Raw genomic sequence first — 5,029 nt, 5'->3', positions numbered from 1 at the left:
TTCCAGGCCAAAGCCGATATTGTCGGCGACCGTCATGTGCGGGAACAGCGCATAGGATTGGAAAACGGTGTTGACCGGCCGTTTGAAGGGTGGCAGCGGCGCGATGTCCTGGCCGTAGAGCAGGATTTCACCGGCGGTTGGGAAATCGAAGCCGGCGATCAGCCTGAGCAACGTCGTCTTGCCGCAGCCGGATGGCCCCAGCAACGTGAAGAATTCGTTCTCGCGGATAGATACCGAGACCGTGTCGAGGGCAGCCACCTGCCCCTCACCTGATCCGAAAATTTTGCTGACGTTTACTACTTCAATCGCATTCCGATCCGGTTTGTCCGGCACGATTACGCCTCACTGTTGACCCCGCTCTTGCTGGCGGAGCTCTTCCCCTGTTCGATGTGACCACATGGCCGGTGGGTTGGCAAGCCCGGCATTGGGTCACAGTTCAGTCAGTCATTGAGGCCTGCAAGCCCCATGCCATAGTCAGGCCTGATAGGTGATCTTGCCGCCGCAAATCGTCGTCACCGGCCGCACCTTGTGCAGATCGGCCGGGGCGGTGTTCTCGATATCCATCGACAAAACCACCAGATCGGCCATGTAGCCCGATCTCAGCGTGCCCTTGCGGTGCTCGGCGAATTCGGCGTAGGCGCCCTCGATCGTGTAACCGGCGATCGCTTCATGCAGCGAGAAACTCTGGTCCGGGTCGCTTTCTGCCCATGGTTTGCGCAACACTGCCGCCTGAATGCCCAGGATCGGATCGATCGGCGACACCGGCCAATCGGATGCGAAGACGACATGCGCGCCGGCATCCTTCAAGGTTCGCCAGGCATAGCTCAGCGGCCAGCGTGCCGGCCCGATGCGCGACACCGTCGGCTCCAGCGGAAAATCCATGGCGCCGGGCGGATGCGGCGGTTGCATGGAAGCAATGACGCCGAGTTCTGCGAAACGCGGCACATCCGATGTGGTGGTGACCTCGATGTGCTCGACCCGGTGACGGCTGTCGCGCTTGCCGTTCGCCTTCTGCGCCGCCTCATAACCGTCCAGCACCGCGCGCACCGCGCCGTCGCCGATCGAGTGCACGGCGATCTGCAGCCCGCGCCTGTCGGCCGCGACGGCCAGATCGATGAATTGTTGCGGCGTGAACAGCGGCTCGCCCACCCAGTCGGGCCGGTCGGCGTATGGCTCGACCATGACAGCTGTCCAGGAGTCGAGCACCCCGTCGTAGAACACCTTGACCATGCCCGACGACAGCCATTCGCTGTTGTAGCTTTCGGCCATACCAGATGCCTTGTCGAGCATGTCGAGCGTCATGAAATTCTTGTAGTGGAACGGGATCTTGACGCGGCAGGGCAAGCCTTCCTCGGCTTCGATCTCGGCCAGCAGCTCAAGCTGATAGAGGTTGCCGTCCATGTTCTGGATCGAGGTGATGCCGTGGCGGGCGCACCAGGCGAGCCCGCGCCGCATGATGTCGCGGTCGGCGTCCCGCTCGGCCGCCGTCGGCATCGGGTCCGGCTCGCCGCCGGTCGACAGCCCCAGCCGCACCCGGCTTTCGCCGGCAAGGTCGAGCACCGGGCCAAAGGCCTCGCCTTCGCGCAATTCGCCGGCGGCCAGTCCATCGTCATCCATGACAATCTCATTGCCAGGGCCGAGCGTGCGCCCCTGCAGGATGCCGGCCATTTCCAACGCCTTGGTGTTGGCCCACATGGTGTGATGGTCGGGCGCCGCCATGCAGAACGGACGATCGGGCAAAATGGCGTCGAGGTGATGGCGCGTCACGCGCTCGCTGCCGAGCACGGTGTAGTCGACGCCTTGGCCGACCAGCATCTTCGCGTCGGGCCGGGTAGGCGCATAGTCGCGGATCGCCTTCTGCAGCGCCTCGAAGCCATGGATACCGGTGAGTTGAAGGTGGGCAAGTTCAGCCCCGCCCGAAAACAGATGCATGTGGGCTTCGATGAAACCCGGCAGGACGGAGCCGCCCTTGGCGTCGATTACCTTGGTGGCCGGTCCCTTGAACTCTTCGATGGAGGCGCGGCTGCCGATGGCGATGATTGCGCCGTCCTTGACGGCGACGGCCTCGGCGGTGGGATTGTCGTCGTCGATGGTCAGTACACGACCATTGATGACGATCAGATCCGCATTGTGACCTGCACCTGTGACAGACATCGCGACTCCGCGCTTTTGACGACTGACTGAGACCGACAACCTCTTGGCCAACGACCTGCCACTCCACCGGAGCGGCGCCATGGGACGAAAAAGAATGCCAGCGCGCTGTCTTGGAAATTCCCCTTGTCATCCCAAGAGGCAGCGTGGATAAAGAATGCGACTGATTATTCGCGTTTGTCAACATACCGAATCTGGAATGTGTCGTGGACAGCAAGCTCCCACCATGTTGAGACCGGGCGGGGAACGAGGACATCGGACGGTGAAGCGCAGTCTCGACCGCAAAACCAGGATAGCGCTCGAACCGCGCAAACAGCCGCGGCAACAACGCTCCAGCAAGGTGGTCGACCGGATTCTCGACGCAGCGCTGGTCTTGACGCGGGAGCAAGGAACCAAAACGCCGACGACGCTCGCCATTGCGCAGCGCGCAGGCTTGTCGGTTGGTTCGATCTACCAATACTTTCCCAACAAGGAAGCCATTCTTCTGGACCTCGCCCGGCGCTGGCTGTCATCCTTTCCCGAGGTGATCGCCAAGCGTATCAAGGTCGCCCCGCCCACCAACCGTGAAGAGTTTCGGCAGGAAGTGCGCAAGCTCTTCATCGACACGTCCAGACTCTACCTCGAAAACGCCAGCCTGATGCCGGTGATCGAGGCCATTTCAGGCAACGCCGACCTCAGGCCGATCCAGAACGAATATGACGAGCAGATCATCGCGCTCTACGCCGCATGGCTGCAGCATGTGAACCCGGCACTTGAAGACAAGATCGCCAGCCGGCTCGGCGTGCTGATGATGGACGTCGGGCACGCCTGCCGGCTTGTCGGGCTGAAAAGAGACCGCAAGACATACGACCTCATCGAGGACGATGTGGAAAGAATGTGGCTCGCTCTGGTGAGCCCTTATCTCAATCTTGAATCTTGACTGATTTCGCACTTCGAGAGGAATTTATGAAGACTGTTTTCTCCCCCCTTCACGCCGGCCATGCCGGTCAAATGGAACTGGTCACATCAGCCATCGTGCCGGGTTTCGAGAAGCCATCGAGGGCCGAATTCATCAAGGCTCGGGTCGAAAGCGAGAAACTGGGTCCCATCATCGCGCCGCACGAACATGACCTCGCCGCCGCCAAGCGCATCCACAAATCAGACTATATCGACTTTCTCCCGACGGTCTGGCCGCAATGGCTGGAAGCAGGCCTCACAGGCACGGCGATGCCCTTCACCTGGCCGACGCGCGGCCTGCGCGGCGACGTGCCGCCAAAGCGCGTCGACGCGCTGCTCGGCTATTATTCCTTCGATGCCGGCGCCACTTTCGTCGAAGGCACGTGGGCCGCGATCAAGTCTTCCTACGACGTAGCGCTGACCGCCGCCGGCCTGCTCAAGGATGGCGAGGCTTCCGCCTTCGCGCTCTGCCGTCCACCCGGCCACCATGCCGGGGCTGGCTTCATGGGCGGCTATTGCTACATCAACAACGCCGCTGTCGCCGCGCAATGGTTCCGCGACCACGGCGCCAAACGCATCTCGATCCTCGATGTCGACTACCATCACGGCAACGGTACGCAGGAGATCTTCTACGACCGTGCCGACGTCCAGGTGCTCAATCTGCATGGCGATCCGATGGTCGAGTACCCGTTCTTCCTCGGCCATGCCGACGAACGCGGCGCGGGTGCCGGCGAAGGCTTCAACATCAATTATCCGATGCCCTTCGGCACCGACTGGGATGCATGGAACGCCTCGCTCGAGGATGCCTGCGGCAGGCTCGCCGCTTATGCACCGGATGTCGTCATCGTCTCGCTGGGTGTCGATACGTTCGAGAAGGACCCGATCAGCCAGTTCAAGCTGAAGACGTCTGATTATCCCAAGATCGGCCGCCGCATCGCCAGGCTCGGCCTGCCGACGCTGTTCGTCATGGAAGGCGGCTATGCCGTCGAGGAGATCGGCATCAACGCGGTCGGCGTGCTGACCGGGTTCGAGGATCGGTAAATGCCTGTCGTCCAGGAGCATCTGGCGGTTTTGGGACAACGACAGGCATAAGCAAAGGACCACCGGGACCGGGCGGCAACATCGCCCGGCTCCCACTATCGGGCCAAGGCACCAGTCTTCGGCACAGCAACCGGCGCGCCCGTCTGTCCAATGCTCCCGAGCCTGGCGAAATCGACCAGCCGCCGAGGTGGCCGGCGAAGACTTTCGCGTCCCGGTCTTCTGTCCAGGGCGCGAAAACCGACTTGTGAGTCGCACATGAGTCCACCGGATTCGATTTTGTCAAATCGCGTTTGATGTCAGATTCAACTGCGGGTAGATTAGACCCGAATCAGCCGGTCCTGGGGGGCGCGGCGACCACCCAAAGTCTTTTGTTCCGGAGCTTTTCCGGCACCAGACGCGGACGGCTTCGCGTTCCCTGAATGGATTCGGGATTTGGTTCGGTGCAGCCCTGCGCCACGCGTGTGTCTTCGTCAAAGTAATGCGTATTCGGGTTCGGCGGCTGGCTTCCAGTATCCGGACAGCAGAAACGATTCCGGCCAAAAGCAACAAGAATGAGCAGTCCCGCCGCACGTCTTCAATCCGACACATTGGGCTCGCGCCTGACGTCGCGCGGCGATCTCACCAGCTTTTTCATGCAACTGACCGCCGAGATCGGCGCCGACAGCTACATGTTGGTCGCCATCGTCCACGACCAGGACCGCAACGATGCGCGCATCGTCTCCTCCAACTGGATTTTCGATGCCATCGAGCTGATCGGCAAGCGATTGATCGCCGGGCTTGCGCAAGGCGCGCTCACCGTCGCGCCAGGCATCCGCCCACAGCCGCTGGTGGCATCTCAAGCACCAGAGGCAGACGGATTGGTCACCGGCGAGGAAGCCCGCCTTCTCGACGTGCTCGGCCA

4 protein-coding genes and 1 pseudogene are annotated in these 5,029 nt (G+C 61.8%); 3 read left to right on the top strand and 2 right to left on the bottom strand.

Annotated features, from left to right (window positions below):
* Both EN914_RS23905 and EN914_RS23900 read right to left on the bottom strand, forming a co-directional pair.
* Positions 1–333: ATP-binding cassette domain-containing protein (locus EN914_RS23905; protein ID WP_127389306.1), on the bottom strand; the 333-nt coding region annotated here is incomplete at its 3' end.
* Positions 334–474: 141 nt separating this feature from the next.
* Positions 475–2,154 (bottom strand): amidohydrolase, encoded by a 1,680-nt coding sequence (locus tag EN914_RS23900; RefSeq protein WP_024502678.1) that lies wholly within the window; start codon positions 2,152–2,154, stop codon positions 475–477.
* Positions 2,155–2,308: 154 nt separating this feature from the next.
* Between EN914_RS23900 and EN914_RS23895 the strand changes: the two genes are divergently transcribed.
* From EN914_RS23895 to EN914_RS23885, 3 genes and pseudogenes are all read left to right on the top strand, one after another.
* Positions 2,309–3,070 (top strand): TetR/AcrR family transcriptional regulator, encoded by a 762-nt coding sequence (locus EN914_RS23895; RefSeq protein ID WP_245265318.1) that lies wholly within the window; start codon positions 2,309–2,311, stop codon positions 3,068–3,070.
* Positions 3,071–3,096: 26 nt separating this feature from the next.
* Positions 3,097–4,128, top strand: a complete 1,032-nt coding sequence (locus tag EN914_RS23890) for a histone deacetylase family protein (protein ID WP_024502679.1) — start codon at positions 3,097–3,099, stop codon at positions 4,126–4,128.
* A 551-nt stretch (positions 4,129–4,679) separates the two neighbouring features.
* Positions 4,680–5,029 (top strand): annotated as a pseudogene (locus tag EN914_RS23885) (LuxR family transcriptional regulator); the annotation flags it as partial.

The organism is Mesorhizobium sp. M7A.F.Ca.CA.001.08.2.1, assembly GCF_003998455.1.
Classification (GTDB): Bacteria; Pseudomonadota; Alphaproteobacteria; order Rhizobiales; family Rhizobiaceae; genus Mesorhizobium; species Mesorhizobium ciceri.
This window is presented reverse-complemented; position numbering and strand designations above follow the sequence as displayed.